Origin of the sequence: Brachymonas moutaii (nom. illeg.) (genome assembly GCF_049977365.1) — a bacterium.
Lineage (GTDB): Bacteria > Pseudomonadota > Gammaproteobacteria > Burkholderiales > Burkholderiaceae_C > Brachymonas.
Map to the genome: position 1 here is coordinate 1 of NZ_JBNGEN010000041.1, position 335 is coordinate 335.

The following is a 335-nucleotide window of genomic DNA, read 5'->3' on the forward strand; positions in this document are numbered from 1 at the left end:
CGAGCACGCTTTTGACTTGCTGCAGCCCTGTCTTGCACCGCTTGAAGGCCTGCAGGGCTCCTTGGCGATCCGTCACATCCGCCGTCGTCACCGTTACAGCATGCGGCAACCCCTGGGTATCCACCGCCAGGTGGCGTTTGATCCCCGAGACCTTCTTGCCCGCGTCATAGCCCTTGCAGCCCGCTGTGTCCGTGTTCTTCACGCTCTGCGCGTCGCAGATCAAGAACTTGCTTGAGGCGCTGCGCCCCAGTCTCTTGCGGGCCGCGCCAACCTGATTTTTTTAATGCCTGCTCGAGCAGGCTCACCCCATCCCTGTCCACCTCGCTCCACTTGGC

Annotated in this window: 1 pseudogene; it reads right to left on the bottom strand. The window is 62.1% G+C overall.

From position 1 onward, the window contains the following. Positions 1-335: pseudogene (locus ACP2WS_RS11340) on the bottom strand (transposase); the annotation flags it as partial.